The sequence below is a fragment of the Blastomonas sp. UPD001 genome, from assembly GCF_003426715.1.
In the GTDB taxonomy this organism is placed as follows: domain Bacteria; phylum Pseudomonadota; class Alphaproteobacteria; order Sphingomonadales; family Sphingomonadaceae; genus Blastomonas.
Genome location: NZ_QKVT01000001.1, coordinates 2,619,591 through 2,638,483, shown reverse-complemented (window position 1 = coordinate 2,638,483; position 18,893 = coordinate 2,619,591). Strand labels below are relative to the sequence as shown.

Annotated in this window: 15 protein-coding genes and 1 pseudogene; 7 read left to right on the top strand and 9 right to left on the bottom strand. The window is 65.5% G+C overall.

Annotation, left to right across the window (positions count from 1 at the left end):
- From bchB to bchF, 3 genes are all read right to left on the bottom strand, one after another.
- Positions 1-1,293: ferredoxin:protochlorophyllide reductase (ATP-dependent) subunit B (gene bchB, locus DM995_RS13395; protein WP_232824385.1), on the bottom strand; the 1,293-nt coding region annotated here is incomplete at its 3' end.
- A gap of 4 nt (positions 1,294-1,297) precedes the next feature.
- Positions 1,298-2,503, bottom strand: a complete 1,206-nt coding sequence (locus DM995_RS13390; RefSeq protein WP_116969744.1) for a ferredoxin:protochlorophyllide reductase (ATP-dependent) subunit N — start codon at positions 2,501-2,503, stop codon at positions 1,298-1,300.
- Entirely contained in the window at positions 2,500-3,069 is a 570-nt protein-coding gene (gene bchF / locus DM995_RS13385; protein WP_116969743.1) for a 2-vinyl bacteriochlorophyllide hydratase, read from the bottom strand. The genes DM995_RS13390 and bchF overlap by 4 nt, the downstream gene beginning before the upstream one ends.
- 421 nt (positions 3,070-3,490) lie before the next feature.
- Here bchF and DM995_RS13380 point away from each other — a divergent pair, with 421 nt between their 5' ends.
- On the top strand, positions 3,491-4,327 hold the full coding sequence (locus DM995_RS13380; RefSeq protein ID WP_198669364.1) for a cobalamin B12-binding domain-containing protein: 837 nt from the start codon (positions 3,491-3,493) through the stop codon (positions 4,325-4,327).
- 49 nt (positions 4,328-4,376) lie between these two features.
- Positions 4,377-5,777, top strand: coding sequence for a transcriptional regulator PpsR (gene ppsR, locus DM995_RS13375; protein ID WP_157973208.1), 1,401 nt, complete (start codon positions 4,377-4,379; stop codon positions 5,775-5,777).
- A gap of 27 nt (positions 5,778-5,804) precedes the next feature.
- On the opposite strand, the gene DM995_RS13370 is transcribed toward ppsR, so the two are convergent.
- The 4 genes from DM995_RS13370 to DM995_RS13355 form a co-directional block, all read right to left on the bottom strand.
- Entirely contained in the window at positions 5,805-7,046 is a 1,242-nt protein-coding gene (locus DM995_RS13370) for a PepSY-associated TM helix domain-containing protein (RefSeq protein ID WP_116969741.1), read from the bottom strand.
- Positions 7,046-9,202: a TonB-dependent siderophore receptor gene (locus DM995_RS13365; protein ID WP_198669363.1), complete on the bottom strand. Its 2,157-nt coding sequence runs from the start codon at positions 9,200-9,202 to the stop codon at positions 7,046-7,048. The genes DM995_RS13370 and DM995_RS13365 overlap by 1 nt, the downstream gene beginning before the upstream one ends.
- 75 nt (positions 9,203-9,277) lie before the next feature.
- The gene (locus DM995_RS13360) at positions 9,278-10,729 is read right to left on the bottom strand and encodes a hypothetical protein (RefSeq protein WP_116969740.1); all 1,452 of its coding nucleotides are present in this window, start codon (positions 10,727-10,729) and stop codon (positions 9,278-9,280) included.
- 50 nt (positions 10,730-10,779) lie between these two features.
- Entirely contained in the window at positions 10,780-12,252 is a 1,473-nt protein-coding gene (locus DM995_RS13355; protein ID WP_116970465.1) for a porin, read from the bottom strand.
- Between the two features lie 210 nt (positions 12,253-12,462).
- Here DM995_RS13355 and chlG point away from each other — a divergent pair, with 210 nt between their 5' ends.
- From chlG to DM995_RS13330, 5 genes and pseudogenes are all read left to right on the top strand, one after another.
- Positions 12,463-13,365: a chlorophyll synthase ChlG gene (chlG, locus tag DM995_RS13350; protein ID WP_116969739.1), complete on the top strand. Its 903-nt coding sequence runs from the start codon at positions 12,463-12,465 to the stop codon at positions 13,363-13,365.
- Positions 13,362-14,360, top strand: coding sequence for a BCD family MFS transporter (locus tag DM995_RS13345; RefSeq protein WP_353653364.1), 999 nt, complete (start codon positions 13,362-13,364; stop codon positions 14,358-14,360). Before chlG ends, DM995_RS13345 begins: the two co-directional genes overlap by 4 nt.
- Positions 14,264-15,358: a geranylgeranyl diphosphate reductase gene (locus DM995_RS13340; RefSeq protein WP_353653375.1), complete on the top strand. Its 1,095-nt coding sequence runs from the start codon at positions 14,264-14,266 to the stop codon at positions 15,356-15,358. Before DM995_RS13345 ends, DM995_RS13340 begins: the two co-directional genes overlap by 97 nt.
- A gap of 49 nt (positions 15,359-15,407) precedes the next feature.
- Positions 15,408-15,797 (top strand): annotated as a pseudogene (locus DM995_RS13335) (TspO/MBR family protein); the annotation flags it as partial.
- A gap of 127 nt (positions 15,798-15,924) precedes the next feature.
- Entirely contained in the window at positions 15,925-16,950 is a 1,026-nt protein-coding gene (locus DM995_RS13330) for a carotenoid 1,2-hydratase family protein (protein WP_502696612.1), read from the top strand.
- 60 nt (positions 16,951-17,010) lie between these two features.
- On the opposite strand, the gene DM995_RS13325 is transcribed toward DM995_RS13330, so the two are convergent.
- Positions 17,011-17,811: a TIGR03084 family metal-binding protein gene (locus tag DM995_RS13325; protein WP_116969738.1), complete on the bottom strand. Its 801-nt coding sequence runs from the start codon at positions 17,809-17,811 to the stop codon at positions 17,011-17,013.
- Entirely contained in the window at positions 17,811-18,680 is an 870-nt protein-coding gene (locus DM995_RS13320; RefSeq protein WP_116969737.1) for an alpha/beta fold hydrolase, read from the bottom strand. The genes DM995_RS13325 and DM995_RS13320 overlap by 1 nt, the downstream gene beginning before the upstream one ends.
- Positions 18,681-18,893 lie beyond the last annotated feature (213 nt).

The window sequence follows — 18,893 nt, the reverse complement described above, 5'->3', positions numbered from 1 at the left end:
ATCGTCGCGGAACATCGTCAGCAGATGCTCTTCGAGCCCCATGACCAGCGGATGCACCCAGCTGTCGAACAGCACGTTCGCGCCCTCGAAACCCATTTGCGGGCTGTGCCGCGCGGGGAAATCCTGGACGTGCACCGGCGCGGAGATGACCGCGCAGGGGATCGACAGTCGCTTGGCGATGTGCCGTTCCATCTGCGTGCCCAGCACCAGTTCGGGATGCGCCGCCGCGATCGCTTCCTCGACCTCGAGATGATCGTCGGTGATCAGCGGCTCGACGCCATGCTCGGCAGCGGCGGCGCGCAGGTCGCGCGCGAATTCACGATTGTAGCAGCCCAGGCCGCAGACCACGAAGCCCAGCTCGTCGCGGGCGACGCGCGCAGCGGCGATGGCGTGCGTCGCATCGCCGAAGATGAAGACGCGCTTGCCGGTAAGGTAGGTCGAATCGACCGAGCGGCTCCACCACGGCATCCGCGCCTCGGCCATGTCGAGCGCAGGCGCGGTATCGACCCCGGCGAGCCTCGCCACCTCATGGATGAAATCGATCGTCGCGCCATGACCGATCGGAATGGTCTTCGTGAACGGCTGGCGGAAGTTGCGCTCCAGCCAGCGGGCGGCCGTGTCGGCAATTTCGGGGTAGAGGACGACGTTGAAATCGGCCTCCCCCAAGCGGGCGATGTCTGCCGCGCTCGCCCCCAGCGGCGCGGTGACGTTGATCTCTACGCCGAGCGCGCCGAGTATCTTCGACACTTCGACGATATCGTCGCGGTGGCGAAAACCCAGTGCGCTCGGCCCAAGCAGGTTCGCTTTGGGACGCGGAGAACCTGCCTGGCACGGTGCGGGGCGGGAGGAATCCCCGACCGCGAGAGCTCTGACTATCTGGTAGAAAGTCTCTGAAGCGCCCCAGTTCTCCTTGCGGGAATAGCTGGGCAGCTCCAGTGGAATGACGGGTATATCAAGGCGCATCGCCTGCGCCATTCCGGCAGGATCGTCCTGGATCAGTTCGGCGGTGCACGAGGCCCCGACCAGCATGGCGGCGGGCCTGAACCGCGCCACCGCATCGCGCGCGGCCGACTGGAACAGCTCGGCCGTGTCCTTGCCCAGATCGCGCGCCTGAAAGGTGGTATAGGTGACCGGCGGGCGCTTGCCGCGCCGCTCGATCATCGTGAACAGAAGATCGGCATAGGTATCGCCCTGCGGCGCATGGAGCAGATAGTGCACATCGGTCATGCCGGTCGCTACCCGCATTGCCCCGATATGAGGGGGCCCTTCATAGGTCCAGACCGACAGCTGCATCGCCCTAGACCCTCAACACGTCGCGGCGGCGGATCGGCCGCGCGAACAACTCGGCAAGATCGCCGGCCTGGTCGAAACCGTGGATCGGCGAGAAGACCAGCTCGATCGCCCATTTGGTGGTGAAGCCTTCGGCCTCGAGCGGATTGGCCAGGCCCAGGCCGCACACGGTGATGTCGGGCTTGGACGCGCGCACCCGGTCGAGCTGGCGATCGACATCCTGGCCTTCGCTGATCACGGTGGTCGCCGGCAGCTGGGCCAGCTCCGCAGCCATATGCGCGCGGTGCAGATAGGGCGTACCGACCTCGACCGGCATCATGCCGAGCTCGCGATGCAGGAAGCGCGCGAGCGGAAGTTCGAGCTGCGAGTCGGGCAGGAAGAAAATGCGCTTGCCCTCGAGCTGTGCGCGGCTGTGCTCGAGCGCGCGCTTGGCCCGCTCGCGGCCGGGCGCGACGGTGGCGCGGAAGTGCATCTCGTCGATGCCGAACGCGCGCGCGGCGGCGTGCAGCCAGTCGGTGGTGCCCTCCGCGCCAAAGGGGAAGGGCGCGGACAGATGCACCGCGCCGCGATCTTCCAGCGCCTGCGCGGTATCGCCGAGGAACGGCTGGGCGAGCAGGAACCGGGTGTTGGGACCCACCGGCGGCAGGTCGCGTGACTGGCGCGCGGGCAGGCAGGCGACGTTCGATATGCCGAGATCGCGCACCAGCCGCAGCAGCTGGTCCTCGACGATATCGGGCAGCGCGCCGACCTGGGTGAAGGTGGTCTCGATGCCGCTGCCCGAATAATTGACGATGCGTACGTCGGGCAGAAACGCCCCGGCGAGCCGCTGCGCCGCGCGCGAGAGATCGAGCTTGATCACCTCGGACGGACAGCTGCCGACGAGGAACAATGTGCGGATTTCCGGACGCCGTGCGAGCAGGCGGCGCACCACGCGATCGAGCTCCTCGTTCGCGTCTGCAAGGCCCGCCAGATCGCGCTCCTCGATGATCGCGGTGGCAAAGCGCGGCTCGGCAAAGATCATCACGCCGGCGGCCGACTGCAGCAGATGCGCGCAGGTGCGCGATCCGACGACAAGGAAGAACGCATCGGGCATCTTGCGGTGCAGCCAGACGATTCCGGTCAGCCCGCAGAACACCTCGCGCTGGCCGCGTTCGCGCAGAACGGGTGCGGATCCGCAGCCCTGATCGAGAACGGGGGGTGCGGCGGCGATCATTGCGCCACCGCCAGTCGAGGCGACGACTCGGACATGGTCGCGCCCTGCAAACGCGCCATCCGCAGCTTCCACAGGAACTGGCCGGCATTCACGACATAGGCGGCATAGCCCGCCAGCGCGACGGTCATGCGCTGGCCGGTCGTGCCCCATCCGGCCAGCAGCATCACCAGATAGGCGGTGTGCAGCGCCAGCACGAGCATCGAGAACACGTCTTCCCAGAAGAAGGCCGGGGCGAACAGCCATTTGCCGAACACCACCTTCTCCCAGATCGAGCCGGTGATCATGATAGTGTAGAGCGTCAGCGTCTTGACCACGATCGAGGCATCGGCGGCAAAGGCGCCCTCGCCTGTCCCGAAATAGCGCACGACCAACGCTAGGCTCACCAGGAAGACCAGAAACTGGACCGGAGCGAGCACACCCTGGACCAGCGTCCAGACGCTCGAATCGCGCCGCTCGCGTTCTTCGGGGGTGTAGAGAGCAGGTGCCGCAGCGGCACCTGAACGATCCGCCGGATCGCCCTCAAGCTTGCGGTTTTCCGCAGTTCCAGGCTGATTTTTCAGCGGCATGAGGGTGAAAGCGCCTCCCGTTTCAAGAAGGGAAACCTACGCCCCGCCCGGCAAAAGTGTCAAGATAAATTGACGTATAGTTTTCTTGACAAATCTTGGGTTGTCAGGCGTTCTGGACAAGCGTAGGATCACGGCCTGGCGAGGATGAGCACATAGAAAGTTTCCCGCCATGAGGCCGGTGCCGACCGCACCGACAAGACCTTGGAGAGTCTGAATGGCCTCAGTTTTTGGCATCGATTTGATCAGATCGACGACAGGGCTGTTTCGTAATGCGCGGTTGCGCAAGAAGACGTCGCCCTGGGACGGGGAGCAGACGGGCCAGACCCGCTTTGCGCGCCAGTCTTCCATTGACGATGTCGGTCGGCTTGTGGAAGACGAGATCATCCCCCGGCTGCTAAGGGTGCATCAGGACGATCCTCGCATGACGCAGTTTCCCATCGATCCTCCGGCGCACATGGTGACTCCCGCCATGCATGCGCAGCCGGGCGGTGAAGGTTTTCGAGACACTTCGGGCACCCAGTCCAACGACAACCAGCGCCAAGGTGCCGGCAACAGAGGCTTTGCATCCATGGCGCCTCTGTTCGACGAGGCGGCGATCCGCGAATTTGCCAATCAAGTGCTGGCCCATGAGGTCAACGCGCTGGCGGACATCATCATCGGCCATCTCGACCGCGAGGTGGCACCCGAAACGCTGTTCATCCAGCTGATCGCGCCCACCGCGCGCGAGCTGGGCGAAAAGTGGAACCGCGACGAGTGCGATTTCGTCGACGTCACCATGGGCCTGTGGCGGCTGCAGTTGCTGCTGCGCACCATTGCGGTCTGGTCACCCCCGCCCGATGGCTGGGCGCTCAAGACGCACCGCGCCTTGTTCACCACCATGCCACGCGACCAGCACAGCCTGGGCACACTGATGATCGGCGAATGCTTCCAGCGCGCCGGCTGGGACGTGGAGACCTTGATCGAGCCCGAACAGTCGGAAATTCTTCTCGCACTCGGCTCGTCGTCCTTCGATGTCGTCGGATTGACAGTAACCACCGACTTTTATATCGCCGATGTTCCCAAGATGCTCACGGCGATGAGAAGCGTGTCCTGCAATCCCAAACTGGCAATCATGATCGGCGGTCCGGCCCTTGGCTATGACCCTGAACTTGCGCGCAAGCTGGGTGCGGACGGGACCGCAGCCGATGCCGCTTCCGCGCTTGCATTGGCCGACGAACTGGTTTCTGCCGGGGTAGAGCGCGCCGCGCTTTCGCTTTGAAGACCGCACCCGGCGCGGCATGAACAAGGACGAGCCTTTAGCAGCTATTATGCCTTTTCGCGACCTCAAAGGCGTTGTCGGCACTCTGGAATTCGGCGCAGCACTCGCTCTGGTGCTCGCCGCAGGCGATATCGCTCTGGCGCTGGATGAAAATGGCGTCATCAGCGATGTTTCCGTGAGTGCCGATGACATGCCCGACCTCAGCGGCTGGATAGGCCGTCGCTGGGAGGACACGGTCGCGCTCGACAGCCGTCCCAAGATCAACGAGATGCTGTCCAGCCCGGCTTCCGAAACACCGGGGCGCTGGCGCCAGGTCAACCATCCGGGGCCCGAGGGCAACCTGCCGATCCATTACCGGCTGGTCGATCTGGGCGAAGGCAAGCCGCGCATGGCGATCGGCCGCGATGTCCGCGCCTGGGCCAGCCTGCAGCAGCGCCTGTTGCAGACCCAGCAGTCGCTTGAGCGCGATTATCTGAAGCTGCGCCAGACCGAGGCGCGCTTCCGTCTGCTGTTCGACATGATCGCCGATCCCGTGCTGATCATCGACGCGAACACGCGCCGCATCGCCGCTGCCAATCCCGCAAGCTACCGGCTGTTCGCCGCCAAGCCGGGCAGTCTCGACAATCGCGATCTCGCCAATGTCATCGGCGGCATCTCGCGCGACGACCTGATCGCCGCGCTGGGCGGCGCCACGGCGACCGGCGAGCATTGCGAGATGGACGTGAGCATGGGCGAGGGCGAACCGCCGATGACGCTCACCGCGATGCCGTTCCGCCAGGACAATGGCCGCCAGTTCATGATCCGCCTGTCGCGCGACGGGGCGGCAACCGACGATGGCAGCGGCCGCCGCCCGATGGCCGAGCTGATCGAGCGGATGCCCGACGCGTTCGTGCTCACCGATTCCCGGATGCAGATCATCACCGCCAATTCGGCCTTTGTCGATCTGGTCCATGGCAGCTCGAAGGAAGCGATCACCGGCCAGCCGCTCGGTCGCTTCATCGGTCGCCCCGGCATCGATGTCGACCTGATGCGCAAGCAGCTGGATGACCATGGCCAGGTGCGCAACGCCACCACGATCGTTCATGCCGATGACGCGATCGAGGAAGCGATCGAGGTGTCGGGCGTGAAGACCGATGCGCAGGGCGGGCATTACGGCTTTGCCATCCGCACCGTCAGCCGGCGTCTGCGCGACATGCCCTCGCCCGATCGCGACGTGCCGCGCTCGGTCGATCAGCTGACCGAGCTGGTCGGACGCATGCCGCTGCGCGAGATCGTGCGCGAATCGACCGATCTGATCGAACGCATGTGCATCGAGGCGGCGCTCGCCTATACCTCGGACAACCGTGCCTCTGCCGCCGAAATCCTGGGCCTCAGCCGCCAGAGCCTCTATTCGAAGCTCCTCCGCCATGGCCTCGGCAACCTGATCGGCCGCAAGGACGAGCTGAGCTAGACCGCGCGCGGACTTCGGTTCGGCCCGTCAATCGAGCTGTAAGATCAGCACCGGCATCAGCGCGAAGCCGATGGCGATCAGGCTGGCGGATATCCAGCGCCAGCGCGGATTGTCGCGCCACATCCCGAAAAAGGCCTGCACCAATGCCGGTTTGCCGCCGCGCTCGCGCGCGATGCGGAGCGAATAGATGGCAGCGCCGGAGAGCGACAGGCCGGTCAGCGCGAGGCCGAACAGGAACCAGGGGACCTTGGTCCAATAGCCCCCGAACGAACCGAAATGCAGCGGGTCTGCCATTTCGCTGATGCGCTGATGGACATTCAGATCGCGCCCGTCGGTGACCAGCAGCACCTCGGTTGTCGCCGGGTCCACCCATATGGCGTTGGACCGGGGACGGACCAGCATCGCCTTGTAATCCCCATGCAGCTGCAGATACGGGCTGTCCTCCCCCGCAAGCAGCACATGCTGCACCTTGAGCCCTGGATAGGCGGCGCGAGCGGCGGCGAAGGCCCGGCCCAGATCCGGTACCTCTTCGGGCTGTGCCACGCGCTCCGTTTTGACCCGCGGCAGCGGCGGCGCGTCCAGCCCCAGGCTCTCGGCGAAATACCAGATGCCGGTGATCGCAATGAGCGCGATGAACCACAGGGACCACACGCCCAGAAGCCGGTGGAAATCCCCCCACCAAGTCCGCGCATCGCGCGAGCGCAGCGGCTTGGTGAAGCCGCGCCACCATTTCTTGTACACGACCAGCGATGTCACCAGACTGACGAACAGCAGGAAACCCAGGAACCCGACAATCGGCACGCCGATCCTGGTCGGAAGGTTGAGATGCCGGTGCAGGTTGCGCAATATGCGCTGCGCTCCCGCCCAGGGGGCCTGCCCCTGGATTTCGCCCGAGACCGGATGTGCATGCAGATAGAACAGCTTGTCCGCGCTATCCGAGACGGTGACCTTCACCGCAAAGGCGGACGCGGTGGGCGCCTCCATCCCCTGCACCCTGGCCACGCCGGGATAGCGCGCGGCGTTGCGTACAATGGCGGTCCAGTTGATCTGGGTGTCGGCCGCTACCGGGGAAACTCTCAGGCTCGGTTGGAGCAGCCAGTCGATTTCGGCGCTGACCACCGCCAGCGTCCCGGTGAACAGGATGAAGGTGAGAAACAGGCTGAGCTTGAGGCCCACCCATTGGTGCACCGTCCACCAGAGCCGCGCGCGCCCCGCCCTGGGCTGCGATCGACCGCCGGCCGTCGGCACAGACTGGCGCGCCAGCTCCATCAGAACCTGTAGCCGATTTCCAGGAAGACCGAGCGCGGTTCGCCCGGGAAATGGCCGGTGCGGTCGATAAAGCCCGACACGGCATAGGTCTTGTCGAACAGATTGTCGACGCGCAGCATCGCGCGGATCGGCCCGGTTTCATAGATCAGCGAGGCATCGAAGATCATGTACGGCTGCACCCGCTGGCCGCTCAGGCTGAGCTGCTCGGCGACATAATCGCCGCCAAACGCCGCCGCGAGGCCGAGCGACGGTATCTGGTAGCGGGTCCAGAAGCCCAGCTGATGCTGCGGCGCGTTGGCAAAGCGATTCCCGACGCGGTTGGTGATGCCGCCGCCGCCATTGTCGCCGGTGACCCTGGTGTTATTATAGGCATAAGCGACGGTCAGCACCCAGTTGGGCGTGATGTCCGCCGCCAGATCGAACTCGATGCCCTTGGAGGTGACCTCGCCAAAGGTCGTGAAATCATCGACGCCGTCATTGCCGAAGTCGCCGCGCGAATCGGCCTGCAACAGGTTTTCCCGGCGGATCCGATAGGCCGAAAGCGATGACTGGATTCGCCCACCCATCAACGCGGTCTTGATGCCGCCCTCGATGATGTCACCTGCCGTCGGAGCAAAGGGGCCACCGGCGAGCGGGTTCTGCGCGCTCGGGTCCTGCGGCTCGAAGCTGGTGGCATATTGGCCGAACAGCGAGATCTCGTCGGTGATGCGATAGACTGCGCCGGCGCGATAGGTCGTCTTCTCGTCCTCGAACACGATGCCGTTGGCATTGTCGCGGAAACTGTCGCGCCGGATTCCGCCGACCAGAATCAGCGGTCCGACCGTCAGTTCGTCGAGAACGTAGAAGCCGGTCCGCCGACTGTCGGTGCTGGTGACGGAAAACGGCCCCAGATTGTACGTCGCGGGGTTGGACTGGCCATAAACGGGGTTGAGCAGGCTGAGCGGTCCGGGAAGCCCGGTCGCCGGTGCCGTACGCCCGCGGAGCGAGCGGCCTGCAAACACCTCTTTGCCGGTATAATGGTCGAAGCCCAGCAGCACGCGGTTCGACACCGTCTGGCTGATGGCAAATCCGTAAACGGCATTGGCCCCCATCGACCAGGATTCCTCGTCGCGGCGCTGATCGCGGAATTCGCGGGTGGTCGCATCGACGATGCCGTCGCGGTTCGAATCGAACAGGCCGCGCGGCTCGTGATATTGCTGGACCTCGGTCGCATCATTGTAGCGCAGCGTGGCGTCGATCTTCAGCCCTGCGAGCGGTTCGGCCTCGATCCGGCCCTGGAACACGGTGGAATTCAGGTTGAGAAAGTCGCTCGGCTCATTGTGGTTCCAGCGGCGGCTGGCGAGGAAATTGCCCGCATTATCGGTCGGCACGCCGCGGAGTCGATTGGCATCGAGCTCCTGATCATATTGCGTCGCCTGCAGGATGATTTTGACCGGACCGGGATCGAAGGCGAGGCCGCCATCGGCGATCAGCGTGCGCGACGAGGCGTTGAAGCGGAACAGCCCGCGATCTTCGTAGAACAGCCCGCCGCGCGCGGTAAAGCCGCTGCCGAGCGGCGCGTTGACCTCGCCCGAGCCGCCATAACGATCGGCATTGCCGACGATGCCGCGAAGCTCGGCCTTGAAGGCGCTGGCATCGGGTTTCTTGGTGACATAGTTGAACAGCCCGCCCGGTGCTCCGGGTCCGTAGAGCATGCCCGCCGGTCCCTTGAGGAACTCGACGCGTTCGAGGTTGAACAGCTGCGGCACGGCAAAGCCGGCATATGGGTCGCCGCGCAGGCCGTCGAAGAAGATCTCCTCCTGCCGGAAGCCGCGCGCCGTTACGCCTGCATAGCTGAAAAAGCTGACGCCCGAGATGTTGCGATAGATATCCTGCGCATCGCGCGCCCCCTGGTCCTGGATCAGTTCCTGCGTGATGACCGCGATATTCTGGCTGGACAGCAGCGGCTCGGTGGGAAGCTTGCCCGCGCTCGTCTGCTCCACGCGGTAGAGCTTCTGCGCGCGACCGGTAACGATGATCTGCTCCCCCTCGCCATCGCCAGAATCGACTTCGCTTGCCGATACCTGATCCTGCGCGGTCGATTGTGCCATGACCGGCGCTGCGCCAATCAGCCCGACGGCCAATGCCAGCGCTGACGTGCCGATGCGGAAACTCATGCCCGCCCCCTTTGCGATAATCATTCGCAAAAGCGCCTAGGCAATCAGCTCATGAGAATCAATCGCAAAATGTGACTATCGCCCAATCAAGCTCAGCGCGTGGCGGATAAAGGCGTCGCGGTCGCGCACCCATTGCATCTCGGGCGGCAGCACCGGATCGGCATAGGTCCAGCCCTCGGGCCCAAAAGGCTTGCGGAACGTGCCCTTGGTGTTGAACGCCAGCGAAACGATGCGTTGTTGCGCCCTGGTGGTCGCCTCGTTGCCGATCACCGTGGGCGTGCCCGGTTCCACCCCCAGCCCCTGGCGCCAGGCGCGGAACACGAAGGGTTCGGTGCGATAGCTGTCGACCAGCGTGTTCTGGAAGACCGAGAGATAGACCTGGTCGAGTGCGCCAAGCGGATTCGGCGGCATCCGCCAGCCGGGATCGACCATGATGTTCCAGGGATAATGATCGGGCGTGCCATAGACGATCTCGGTCCGCAGATCGACCAGCGCATCGCGCACGTCCTGCGCCGGCGCGACGCGCTTCAGTTGCAGGTTGTTCGACCAGGTGAAGCCGAAGGCCGAGATATCGACCAGCGGCATCGCCGAGGGCACCGTCGCGCCCGGCAGGTTGGCGACGGTCACATTCTCGTAGACGCGTAAATAAGCCTTGTCCTTGAGCTGGTGCCCGCTGGCGACATCGATCCAGCCCTTCTGCCCGTACCAGGTGCTGTTGCGGACATGCGTGGCCAGGGTGCCGTTGATATAGGTGCCGTGCTCCTGATCGACATTGTCGCCGACATTGCCGCGGATGATGCTGTCCTCGATTAGCACCATCGTCTCGCCGCCGGGCACGAAGATCGCGTTCTTGCCGCCGAAGAGATTGGCGCGCCGGATCACCGCGGTGATCAGGCCGGGCCGGGTCACTCCGAGCACCTCGAGATGCACCGCGCCCTTGGATTCGCCCGCGCCCGGCAGGTCGAGCGCGATGTCGCGCATCTCGAAATGAATGCGCTGCGGCCCGACATCGAACAGCCTGAGGTTGATGCCCGCCCAGGCGTCGTTGGTGCGGAAGGTGACGGGCACGCCGGGCACCGAGGAGCGGAACACATATTGCGTGCGGTCCAGGTGCCCGACGATCTGCGGCATCCAGGGCGAGAAGGGATAGACGCACGGACGTCCTGCGATGTCCTGCGCTTCGTAGATGAACTCGAAGCCGCCCTCGACCCGGCCGTAGAGCTGCTCCGCCGATGGGCCGGCATAGACCTCGCGCCCCGCCGCGCGCGAGGCATCGCAGCGGATGCGCAACGTCACCGCCGGTTTGCGCAGGCCCTGCATCGGCATGTAGAACGGATATTCGCGATCGTCGCGCTGCACGGCCGCCTGCGGTGCGGCAGCGACCTCGCCTGCCACGGTGACATCCTCGCCCCCGGCCAGCGCCTCCGCCTCGATCCGCACCGGTGGCGCGGTGGCGGCGCGATCGGCCGAGGAAAACAGCAACAGCGGCGCAAGAGCCATCAGCATCGCAAATCGGTGCAGCGCCATCCCGTCTCTCCGAAAACGCGCTGTCTATACTGGAAGGCGTGCAGGAATGGTCAATAATTCCATTGCGCCTGGATGCGCAGCAGCTCGCCCTCGGCCTGGCCGAAGCGGCGTTCGTCAGCCTCCTTGCGCGAGGCGAAGCCATAAGTCACTGTCAGTTCGAGCGCGGGGGTGGGCAGGAATTCGAGGCCGAATTCGAGCTCCTCGGTCTCCAGCCGCGGCGCGTTGGTCGCGGCCTTGAAGCCGCCGCGATAATATTGCCAGCGCGCAAAGGGATAGAAGGGCCCCAGCGGCGAGCGCCGCACCCGCGCCATTGCCTGGACATAGCCGCCGTTGAGCGGGCGTTCCTCGATACGGCCGGTAACGGGGTTGAATTCGGGCCCCCTGCCCCAGTTCCATTCCGCCTGCAGGCCGAATGGCTGCGGGTACAGGATCGCATGCACGCCGATGCGGTTGTCCTTGTAGTCGATCGGGCTGACCCCGCCGGTGCGGATCTCGGGATTGATGCGGTTGCGATAGAAGGACCCGCCCAGTTCGAGCACCTGCCCCTCGAGCCCCAGCGCATCGAGCTCGAACGGCCAGGTGGCAAGACCGACGATCATCACATTCTCGTTGGTCTCGGTGCGGTTGGTGCCCTGGCCGTTGAACGCGCCGAGGCCGAAGGCGCCGTAATTGCCGAACAGCTTCTGCCCGTCCTTGCCCAGCCGGTCCCAGATGTCCTGGACATGATCGGGCGTGTAATAGGCGACGATCCCGATATCGCGCTCGCTCGGGGCACCGCTGTTGATGCCGTCGCTGCGGTCGAGCGCGAGCCGGTTCGACGAGGACTGCATGTTCTCCCAGCCATAGGGGATTTTCGATTGGCCGAGCCGGATGCGGAAGCTCTTGTCCTTCGTGGGAAACACATCGGCATAGGCATCGCGCAGCTGGGCAAAGCCCTCGCGCCGCTCGCCCACAGACTGGTTCGACACCGCCGACGCCATGTCCGCCTGCAGGTAGAGCGAGAGATAGTCGCTGACATCGCCCTGCAGCACCAGGCGGACGCGGCGGAAGCTGAAATTGTTGCCCGATCGCACATCGCCGTCGCCGATAGTGCGCAGCCGCGACACGCCCGCCGGCGCATCGGCATCGCCCGAGACGATGGTGTTGAGGCGAAGCTGGGTATAGCCGCGCAGCTGCAGCTTTTCATACCAGGCCTTGCCCTTTTTGGGGCTGGCATCGGCGACCTGCGTGGCGGGAGAGGCCGTGGCCACGGGTGCGGCGGGGGGCGGTGACGGTGCCGCCTGAGCCATGACGGGGGGCGCAGCGACAGGCGCAGCGGCCGCAGCCTGCCTTTCCGCCTGCAGTTCGCTGACCGTCGCCTTGAGCTCGTCGATCTGGCGCTGAAGATCGGCGATGATGCCGAGATAGTCGGGCTGTGCCGCGGAAAGCGCCGGCGCGCCTTGTGCCAGAGCCGGGGATGCGACGCCGGCCAGCGCGACCGCGAGTATGCGCTTTCGGAAAAATGCCGTACGAGCCAATGTCATGTTCAGGCGCCTGTCGCAGTGCCGCGCCCTGCCGCGACGGTTCGGCTGCGCCAATATGAAGCTTTTATGTCGTTTTTGTGAATATCGCAAAATGCTTTTGTGACAATCGGCGAGCCGCCCTGGGCGGCTGCCGGATGCGCATTCCCAGACCGCATCGGCAGCTGTCCATTCTGATTGACACTCTACGGCGTCAGGCATAGCCTTTGCGCCATGGATCGCTCCGCCAACATTTCGCCGTCCGCGCCGATTCCGCATCCGCGCGACGTGCTGGAATTATTGAAGCCGGTGACCTGGTTTCCGCCGATGTGGGCGTTCTTCTGCGGGGTGATGTCGTCGGGTGCAGGGCTCGACGGGCGCTGGTGGTTCCTGTTCGGCGGCGTGCTGCTGGCAGGGCCGATGGTCTGCGGCACCAGCCAGGCGGTGAACGACTGGTTCGACCGGCATGTCGATGCGATCAACCAGCCCGAACGACCGATCCCTTCCGGCCGCATCGCGGGGCGCTGGGGCCTGTATGTCGCGCTGATCGGGTCAGGCCTGTCGCTGCTGCTCGGTCTCGCGCTCGGCTTCTGGGTGTTCGTCGCGACGATCGTCGGGCTGCTCTGCGCCTGGGGATACAGCGCGCCGCCGTTCCGTTTCAAGATGAGCGGCTGGGTCGGCCCTGCCGTCGTGGGCCTCAGCTACGAAGGCCTGAGTTGGTTCACCGGGGCGAGCGTGATGACTGGAGGCCTGCCTGACGCGCGCGTGCTGGTCGTCATCCTGCTCTACAGCCTCGGCGCGCATGGCATCATGACCTTGAACGATTTCAAGGCGGTCGAGGGCGACAGCGCGATGGGCGTGCGCTCGTTGCCGGTGACGCTCGGCGTCGCGAATGCCGCGCGGCTCGCCTGCGCGGTGATGGCCGTGCCGCAGCTGATCGTGATCGCGCTGCTGTTCCAATGGGGGCTGGCGATTTCGGCCATCGCGGTGACGCTGTTGCTCGCGATGCAGATCGTGTTCATGCGCCGCCTGCTCACCGATCCCAACAAATACGCGCCCTGGTACAATGCCACCGGCGTCTCGTCCTATGTGCTCGGCATGCTCGCCGCCGCTCTGGGCCTGGGGGGCTGGATATGAGCGCCGGTGCGAAAATTGGTCTCGGCTGGACCGACATCATGCGCATGGGGTTGGTCCAGGCCAGCATCGGCGCGATCGTGATGCTCGCGACCTCGCTGCTCAACCGGGTGATGGTGGTCGAATATGCGCTGCCTGCCGCGCTGCCTGCCGGCCTCGTCGCCTGGCATTATGCGGTGCAAATGTCGCGGCCCTTATGGGGGCACGGATCGGACAAGGGGCGCAAGCGCACGCCCTGGATCATCGGCGGCATGGGGATACTCGCGCTGGGCGGCATCGTCGCGGTCAACGCGACGATCCTGCTGCCTGTCGCAGCGATCCCCGGCACCCTGCTCGCGATCCTCGCCTTCAGCATGATCGGCGCAGGCGTGGGCGCGGCGGGCACCTCGCTGCTCGCGATGCTCGCGTCGGGCGTGGTCCCCGAAAGGCGCGCGGCAGCCGCCGCGATCACCTGGATCATGATGGTCGCGGGCATCGTGATGGCAGCGGCAACCGCAGGCAGCCTGATCGATCCGTTCAGCGAGCAACGCCTCGCCACAGTGTCGGGCGGCGTGGCGCTCTGTGCGTTCCTGCTCGCCTGGGTCGCGATCTCGGGGATCGAGCACCGCCTGGTCGCGCCCGCGCACCCGCATGACGATGCGCCCTCGGCCTCGTTCGGCGAAGCCTTGCGCGAGATCATGGGCGATGCCACCGCGCGGCGCTTCACCATCTTCGTCTTCGTCTCGATGCTCGCCTATGCGATGCAGGACCTGATCCTCGAGCCTTATGCGGGCCTCGTCTTCGGCATGACCCCGGGCGAATCGACCAAATTGGCAGGCCTGCAGCATGGCGGAGTGATGGCGGGGATGATCGTCGCCGGGATCGGCGGCAGCGCCTTTGCCGGGCGCAGGCCGGCGGGCGGATCAAGCCGTGCGGCGGTGCGATCCCGCCGCGGCTGCTCAAGGATTTCGAGATTCCCGAATCCTTGCTCGTCGCCAAGGCGCGCGCGGCGCGGATGATCGCACCCTCGGGCCGCGAGGTCGACATGCCGGTGGGCGACGGCCCCGAGGGCAAGGGTTTTGTCGGCATGGTCGACCGCGACGTGTTCGACGAATGGCTGCGCGAGCGCGCGCGCCACAATGGCGCGACGCGGATCACCGGCAGCTATGAAAAGATCGACCGCGATTCGGACGGCATGGCGGTGCTGGTGTATCGGCAGGAACGCGGCGGGCCTAATCGCCGGTTGCGCGTGCGATCGGTCATCGGCGCAGACGGCGCGCGATCGGCGGTGGCGAAACAGAACATTCCGGGTGCCAGGGACGTCAAATGCGTCTTTGCCTATCACGAGATCATCAAGGCGCCCGAACCGGCGGTGGCCGCCGCGGCGGATTTCGATCCCGACCGCTGCGACGTCTATTATCAGGGCCATCTCTCGCCCGATTTCTATGCCTGGATCTTCCCGCACGGCAAGACCGCGAGCATCGGCCTTGGCAGCGCGCACAAGGGCTTTGCCCTGCGCGAGACCACCGCGCTGATGCGCAAGCAGGTCGGGCTCGAGGGGTGCGAGACGATCCGCACCGAAGGCGCGCCGATTCCGCTCAAGCCCTTGAAACGCTGGGACAATGGCCGCGACATCGTGGTCGCGGGCGATGCGGCAGGCGTCGTCGCCCCGGCGTCGGGCGAGGGCATCTATTATGCCATGGCCTGCGGGCGGCTGGCGGCGGATGCGGTCTGGCAGTTCCTTGGCACCGGCAAGCCGTCCGCGCTCAAGCAGGCGCGCAAGGCCTTCATGGCCAAGCACGGCAAGGTGTTCTGGATCCTGGGGATCATGCAATATTTCTGGTATTCGTCGGACAAGCGCCGCGAGCGCTTCGTCAAGATGTGCGCCGACCCGGACGTGCAGTATCTCACCTGGCAGAGTTACATGCACAAGGAGCTGGTGCGCCGCAAACCGGTGGCGCACGCGAAGATCTTCGTGAAGGACATGGGGCATCTGCTCGGCCTGTCTCGGGCCTGAACCGACGCCTGGGACGTAAGGGCCGAGAGGCCGCAGCTGGGAGGCTGGAATGCATCGTGAAGGCTTGCTGCCGGTCATCCTGGCGGCGATGGCGGCTCTGGTCGTCGCCGCGGGCGGCGCGACGATCACCGATCTCGGCCCCTGGTACCAGGGTCTCGCCCAGCCCGACTGGGCGCCGCCCGGCTGGCTCTATGGCGTCGCCTGGACGCTGATCTTTGCGCTCGCCGCGATGGCCTCGCTCGCCGCCTGGCGCGCCGCGCCCAGCGTCAAGGCGCGCACCAATGTCATCGGGCTGTTCGCGTTCAACGGCTTTCTCAACGTGCTGTGGAGCCTGCTGTTCTTCCGCGTGCAGCGGCCCGACTGGGCGCTGGTCGAGGTCGCGCTGCTCTGGCTCTCGATCGCGGGGCTGATCGTCTATTGCGGGCGCTTCTCCAAGCTCTCGGCCTGGCTGCTGCTGCCCTATATCGCCTGGGTCAGCGTCGCCGCCGCGCTCAACGGTGAAGCAGCTGGTCGACCGCATCCTGACCGGCGACTGAGCCCCGCCGGGCGGCTATGCCTGGTGGTATATCGACGCGCTGAGCGACGACGGAAAGCACGGCCTCACCATCATCGCGTTCATCGGCAGCGTCTTCTCGCCTTATTATCACTGGTCGGGGCGCCGCGATCCGGACAATCATATCGCGATGAACGTCGCGCTCTATGGCCCAGGCGGCGGCTGGTGCATGACCGAGCGCGGATCGCGGCATCTTTCGCGCGATCACGACCATCTCGTCATCGGCCCCAGCGCGATGCACTGGGATGGCACCAGCCTGCGAATCGACCTCATGGAAATCACCGCGCCGATCCCGCGCCGGGTGCGCGGCACGATCCGCGTCTATCCGCACATGATGCCGCAGACCCAATGGCCGCTCGACATCGCGGGCCACCACGCCTGGCGCCCGATCGCCCCGCGCGCGGCGATCGAGGTCGACATGAAGAGCCCCGGTTTGAGCTGGCGCGGTGAGGGCTATATCGACAGCAATGCCGGGATCGAGCCGCTGGAGCGCGGCTTCTCCGACTGGCACTGGTCGCGCGCGCATCTCGGCCGCGATTCGGTGGTGCTCTATGAAGGCCAGCGCCGCGACGCCAGCCGCTTCGCCATGGGCCTGCGCTTTGCCGAGGACGGCACGATCAGCGAGGTCGAACTGCCCCCCGAACGCGTGCTGCCCAAGACGCTATGGCGCATGCCGCGCATCACGAGAGCGGATGCGGGCGCGCCGGTCGAGATCCGCCGCACCTGGGAGGACACGCCCTTTTATTCGCGCACCGCGCTCAAGACGCGGCTGTTCGGGGAGAGTGCCGAGGCGGTGCATGAAAGCCTGTCATTGGACCGGCTGGAAAAGGGGATCGTGAAGCTGATGCTGCCGTTCCGGTCAGGGAGGGGAGTCTGGTGGCGCGGGTCTCGCGGAGCCCATCTGCTGCTCACCTCGCAGCATGAGCGATGTCGGTACCTCGCACTACTCTCAGCGGCTATAAAGGCCGTCATGCTGAACTTGTTTCAGCATCCATCGTGCCCGATCAGCCGAAGCCGCATGGGGAGAAATGGGCCCTGAAACAAGTTCAGGGTGACGGGGTGGATCAGCTCGGAGGCCTCAGTTGGCAGCCGCCGTACCTCAAGCCGTCGCCATCCGCCGCACGCCCGGCGCGGGTGGGTCAACCGGGGCGCCGGCGAAGCATTGCGCGATGGCCATCCACGCGGTGGCATTCGGCCCCGTGACCTTGAGTGCCGTGTCGGCGATGTTGCGGGTCTGCGTCACCACCTGGCAGAATTCGGCCGCCTCGCCCTCGATCAGCTCGCCATCCGCCGGTTCGCCGAAGACCCACAGCTCGCCCGATGGCGCGGTAAGACGCAGTTGCGGCACCGGCTGCGGCGGCTCCATCCGGCGGTTCTTGAACGTCCAGCCATAGGTGTTGAGGCCGAGCACGCAGATATTCTTCAGCGCATCGCCGTTCTCGCGATCCACGCCCAGCACATCGAAAATCGCCTGGGCATGCGCCCAGCTTTCCATCAGCCGCGCGGTGATCGAGGAGCGCGCGCTCATGCTCGGCCCGGCCCAGGGCACGCGCTGCGCCGGATCGGCCTCGGCGAAATCGGCGGCGACCGCGCGATAGGTCTCGGCCCATCGGGCAACCAACGCCTGGCCGGTGAGCCCGTCGAGCCAGGCGCGCTCGAAGCTGTTCAGGTCCCCGCCCTTGGCGATGATACCGCCGACCTGGCGCATGAAGGCCTTGAACGCATCCTCGTCCTTGAGCGAGAGCTGCGCGGCCTGGTTCCAGACGTGCAGATGGCCGATGACGTCGCTGATCGTCCAGCCCTTGAACGCGGTCGGCGCCGCGAGCGTTGCCTCGTCGAGCGGCGCGACCAGCGCATGAATTCGGTCGCACTCGACCAGGAAATCGCTCGCCTGCTGCATCACAGGAAGCCCTTCAGCTCGGCCATGAACCGGTCGAACTGGTCGTGGTGCAGCCAGTGTCCGGCATCGGCGAACTTGGCGAGGCGCGCATTGCCGAACAGCTCCATCCGGCCATCGGCCTCGGGGTCGGAGGCCCAGCTCTTCTCGCCCCAGCATAGCAGCGTCGGGCAGGTGATGCGCTGCCAAAGCTGGTGCATGTGCTCAGGCGGAATGTCGAGGATCGGCCAGATGCGGATATGCGGGTCGAACTTCCAGCTATAGGTGCCGTTCTCGTTGCGGATCACCGCATGTTCGCACAGATGCCGCGCCTGTTCGGCGGTGAGATAGCTGTTCTCCGCATGCATCCGCGACAGCGCTTCCTCGAAGCTGTCATATTCGCGGTGCTTGCGCGTCGCCTTGGCGCGCTTGTCGGCATACCATTTGCGCCAGTGCTCGTGCACTGGGGTGGCGTTGCGCTCCTCGATCATCTTCGGAGACGGCCCCAGCCCTTCGATCGCGACGATCTTGCGCACCTTTTCCGGATACAGGCCCGCATAGCGCAGCGCCGTATTGCCGCCCAGCGAGTGCGACACGATGGTCACCTGGTCATAGCCGAACTGCTCGACCAGCTGCGACAGGTCGTAGACGAAGTTCATGATCGGATAATTGCCGTCGGCGGTCCATTGCGAATCGCCATGGCCGCGCAGGTCCGGCGCGATCACGTGCCAGTCGGCCTGCAGCTCGCTCGCCACCCAGTCCCACGAGCGACAATGGTCCTCGCCGCCATGGACGAGGATCAGCGGCGGGGCGTCGGCATTGCCCCAATCGGCATAATGCAGCCGCAGCCGCTGCGAGAAATAGGTCTGTGAAGAGGGTCCGGTCGGTTTCATGCCCGGACCTTAAGCGGCTTTGTGCGCAAAAGAAAAGTGGCTTTGGGAAGGGGTTTCGATGGGTTCTGCGGTGACGCTACGGCAGGCAGTCTTCCTACCGGGGACACCCCTCCACCACTTCGTGGTCCCCCTCCCCTTGCAGGGGAGGATTTGGCAAGCGCGTCCGTAAAGTCCTCCCCTGCAAGGGGAGGGGAACCGCCCGCGCAGCGGGGG

Coding starts and splice junctions, on each gene's coding strand:
- DM995_RS13380 (WP_198669364.1), top strand. CDS start 3,491: ATGACGCAGTTTCCCATCGATCCTCCGGCGCACATGGTGACTCCCGCC.
- DM995_RS13345 (WP_353653364.1), top strand. CDS start 13,362: ATGAGCGCCGGTGCGAAAATTGGTCTCGGCTGGACCGACATCATGCGC.
- DM995_RS13360 (WP_116969740.1), bottom strand. CDS start 10,729: ATGGCGCTGCACCGATTTGCGATGCTGATGGCTCTTGCGCCGCTGTTG.
- DM995_RS13355 (WP_116970465.1), bottom strand. CDS start 12,252: ATGACATTGGCTCGTACGGCATTTTTCCGAAAGCGCATACTCGCGGTC.
- DM995_RS13325 (WP_116969738.1), bottom strand. CDS start 17,811: ATGCAGCAGGCGAGCGATTTCCTGGTCGAGTGCGACCGAATTCATGCG.
- DM995_RS13390 (WP_116969744.1), bottom strand. CDS start 2,503: ATGATCGCCGCCGCACCCCCCGTTCTCGATCAGGGCTGCGGATCCGCA.
- bchF (WP_116969743.1), bottom strand. CDS start 3,069: ATGCCGCTGAAAAATCAGCCTGGAACTGCGGAAAACCGCAAGCTTGAG.
- chlG (WP_116969739.1), top strand. CDS start 12,463: ATGGATCGCTCCGCCAACATTTCGCCGTCCGCGCCGATTCCGCATCCG.
- DM995_RS13320 (WP_116969737.1), bottom strand. CDS start 18,680: ATGAAACCGACCGGACCCTCTTCACAGACCTATTTCTCGCAGCGGCTG.
- ppsR (WP_157973208.1), top strand. CDS start 4,377: ATGCCTTTTCGCGACCTCAAAGGCGTTGTCGGCACTCTGGAATTCGGC.
- DM995_RS13370 (WP_116969741.1), bottom strand. CDS start 7,046: ATGGAGCTGGCGCGCCAGTCTGTGCCGACGGCCGGCGGTCGATCGCAG.
- DM995_RS13365 (WP_198669363.1), bottom strand. CDS start 9,202: ATGAGTTTCCGCATCGGCACGTCAGCGCTGGCATTGGCCGTCGGGCTG.